5 protein-coding genes and 1 other annotated feature are annotated in these 2,821 nt (G+C 54.8%); all 5 genes read right to left on the minus strand.

Annotated features, from left to right (window positions below):
- The coding region (locus GX108_08555; GenBank protein ID NLO57072.1) for a type II secretion system protein at window positions 1–800 on the minus strand (800 nt) is incomplete at its 3' end.
- Window positions 801–827: 27 nt separating this feature from the next.
- Window positions 828–1,217 (minus strand): prepilin-type N-terminal cleavage/methylation domain-containing protein, encoded by a 390-nt coding sequence (locus tag GX108_08560; protein NLO57073.1) that lies wholly within the window; start codon window positions 1,215–1,217, stop codon window positions 828–830.
- Window positions 1,218–1,339: 122 nt separating this feature from the next.
- Window positions 1,340–1,831 carry a 50S ribosomal protein L7/L12 gene (rplL, locus tag GX108_08565; GenBank protein ID NLO57074.1) on the minus strand — a complete coding sequence of 164 codons (492 nt, stop codon included), beginning with the start codon at window positions 1,829–1,831 and terminating at the stop codon, window positions 1,340–1,342.
- Between the two features lie 47 nt (window positions 1,832–1,878).
- Window positions 1,879–2,412, minus strand: a complete 534-nt coding sequence (locus GX108_08570) for a 50S ribosomal protein L10 (protein ID NLO57075.1) — start codon at window positions 2,410–2,412, stop codon at window positions 1,879–1,881.
- A gap of 9 nt (window positions 2,413–2,421) precedes the next feature.
- Window positions 2,422–2,571: a sequence feature (ribosomal protein L10 leader region), on the minus strand.
- Window positions 2,572–2,605: 34 nt separating this feature from the next.
- Window positions 2,606–2,821: 50S ribosomal protein L1 (locus tag GX108_08575; protein ID NLO57076.1), on the minus strand; the 216-nt coding region annotated here is incomplete at its 5' end.

The following is a 2,821-nucleotide window of genomic DNA, read 5'->3' on the forward strand; positions in this document are numbered from 1 at the left end:
ACGGTGAGTACTCCATTTCTATCCAGCCTGAAGCGGCAATCAAGGACCCCTTCCACAATGGGCTGCAGCCCGCTTTTCATATTCAAGCGTGCGAGGTCCCTAGCTTTGAAGGACCCGCCCTCGGCCTTGACTTCCATGAATCTTACATAGTGAAGATTATCATTTTCAAAAATAGATCTGTTCTTTTGTCCGTTCACAGAAAGTGTAATTGTTTTGGGGTCAGAAGAATAACCACTTGTCTTCCTGGCTTTGAATGGCCATTTTGCCGAGGGGAATACTACCCATCCATTTGTTGTTTGGCCCGTGAGATCTTCAACCAACTTCTCTTCATCCAGATCCGAAACTTCAATAGTGGTAGGATTCAAATCATTGTTGTTTACATCCCCTGAAGAGATCGAAAAAATTGAAGTGGGTACGGCGTAAGCGACCAGGAGTTCCTCGCTTTCATTGTACTGTTCCAAGGTTCCGGGCGGTTCCGGCTGGTGGACGGATCCTTGCCATCGCTCGCCCTGAAAATCCTGGTGGACCCAGAGACCTTCAAAGGAATCGGCAAACTCATCGGCCGAAACGGGCATACCAAGACCTGTATGGAGGATCCTTTTTTCGAGGTAGGAGAGGACCATGGTCGCGCGGTCCTTGGCAATAGTGATCTCGTTGGCCTGCTCGAAGTGCTTGATGTAGGTATAACCGAGCATCAGAACGCTGCCCGCCACTATCGCCATGATGAGGATGGCGACGAGGATCTCTGCGAAGGTGAAGCCTCTCAGTTTTCTAAAAAACGGAACGTTTCTCACTGCCATGTCTTATTCCCCTTTTAGAGATAAGGATCATTCCGGTTTGGGGTCGGCGACAAACCGCTCCAGGGTGACTTCCCTGCTCCCCAGCGCCCCGTTCCACCGGACATGGAGGGTGATCTCTTTTCCGCCTGTTCCGACCGCATCGTTTACTGTCCAGGTGAGTATAAATTTGCTGTTGTCGGGTTTTTCCAGGCCATCCTCTATTTCATCGTAATCGGCTTCCAGGACCTCCAATTTTTCTACGGCCAGGTCCACGGCCTTCTCCTTGTCGATGGTGTGGCCCATCAGCATCGTCGTGGATACGACTACGCCCGCCAGAGCCAGGAGCGCGATGGCGAGGACGACCATGGCGATGAGGGCCTCGACGAGGGAAAATCCCTTCCTTTGTTTACCAGGTCGAAAAGATGCCGTGTTTTTCATAAGATAATTGTAATACTTTTAAGATTTTTCCGCCATGGGCAATCAGGCAAGGTCTCCGGGAATAAAAAAGGGAGTCCGACAAGGTCGGACTCCCTTCTGCAAATCCAAAATCGAGGTACAGGTTACTTGAGTTCCACGTCGGCGCCGGCTTCTTCGATCTTTTTCTTGATCTCCTCGGCCTCTTCCTTGGAGACGCCTTCCTTTACGGGCTTGGGGGCGCCGTCGACGAGGTCCTTGGCCTCCTTGAGGCCAAGGCCGGTCAGTTCGCGCACGACCTTGATGGTCGCAATCTTGTTCGTGCCGGTGTTCTTGAGGATGACATCGAACTCGGTCTTCTCTTCCTCCACGGGGGCGGCGCCGCCGGGCATCGCGCCCATCATGGGCATGGCCATGGCCGGGGCGGCGGCGGATACGCCAAACTTGTCCTCGAGTTCCTTAACCAGTTCGGATAGTTCGAGGACGGTCATTCCCTCGATGGCGGTGAGGATATCTTCCTTGGAAAGGCCCTTGGCCGCGGCCTTCTTCGCGGGTTTCTTCTCTTCCTTTTCTTCCTTCACTTCGGTCGCTTCAGTGACTACTTCTTCGCCTTCTGCTGCCTTTTTGGCTGCGGTCATTTCCTGTTCCTCCTTTTTAATTTACACCCATTGGTACTTTTCACTGGTCAGGCGGCTATTTCTTCCTTCTGTTCTTTTATCCTTTCCAGGCACGTCACGAGCCCGCGGGTGGTGCCGGAGAGCACCGTGACCAGGCCCCTGACCGGGCCGATCATGGTCCCAGCCAGTTGCGCCAGCAGGACCTCCCTCGAAGGCAGGTCGGCCAGGGCCCTGACCTGCTCCACGGAGAGGATGTCGTCTCCCAGGATGGCTCCCTTTATGACGAGGGCTTCGTTGCCCCTCTCTCGGGAGAAGTCCCTTATCACCTTTGCCACCGCCGCGGCATCTTCATAGGCGATGGTGAAGGAGTTGGGGCCGGTCATGATGGAGTCGGGAACGGGCATGGACTCCTCGCGAAGGGCTATCCCCATGAGGGTGTTCTTGGCCACGTTCATCTCGCCGCCGGCGCCGCGGATGGCCGCCCGGAGGGCGGTTATCTTCGAGACATTCAGCCCCCTGTATTCGCATACGAAAAGGGCTTCCGATTCCTGCAGTTTTTCCCTTAGCGACTCAACCTGATCGATCTTCAATTGCGAAGGCATTTATTCACCTCCTCGCATAAAAAACTCCCGGACCCTTCGGGCCCGGGAGATCTGAACACATAGGTGTGGCATGCGTCAGGCTCTTCCAGACCTCGGCGGGCAAGTCATTAAGCGCAAAAGGCGCGCACCGGCTGTCTACGGTCGATGGAACGGCGAAATTATAACAGGTTTCCCCAGGGAATATCCAGCGTGCCTATTCCGTGGCCAGTTCTTTAACGGCCGCGTTGGGGTCGATCCTGAAGGACGCCCCCATGGTCGAAGTCACGGCCAGGCTCTTGATGTACTGCCCCTTGGTCGCGGGCGGCCTTGCCCTGACGATGGCTCTCAGGAGGGCCTTGCCGTTTTCGTACAGGTTTTCAAAGGGAAATCCCGCCTTGCCGAAGGAGTTATGGATGATGCCGAACTTGTC

It is taken from the genome of Thermovirga sp. (genome assembly GCA_012523215.1).
Taxonomy (GTDB): Bacteria; Synergistota; Synergistia; order Synergistales; family Thermovirgaceae; genus 58-81.

Bases quoted from the DNA above. Each gene is read 5' to 3' on its own strand.
- GX108_08560 (NLO57073.1), bottom strand. From the start codon at position 1,217: ATGAAAAACACGGCATCTTTTCGACCTGGTAAACAAAGGAAGGGATTT.
- rplL (NLO57074.1), bottom strand. From the start codon at position 1,831: ATGACCGCAGCCAAAAAGGCAGCAGAAGGCGAAGAAGTAGTCACTGAA.
- GX108_08570 (NLO57075.1), bottom strand. From the start codon at position 2,412: ATGCCTTCGCAATTGAAGATCGATCAGGTTGAGTCGCTAAGGGAAAAA.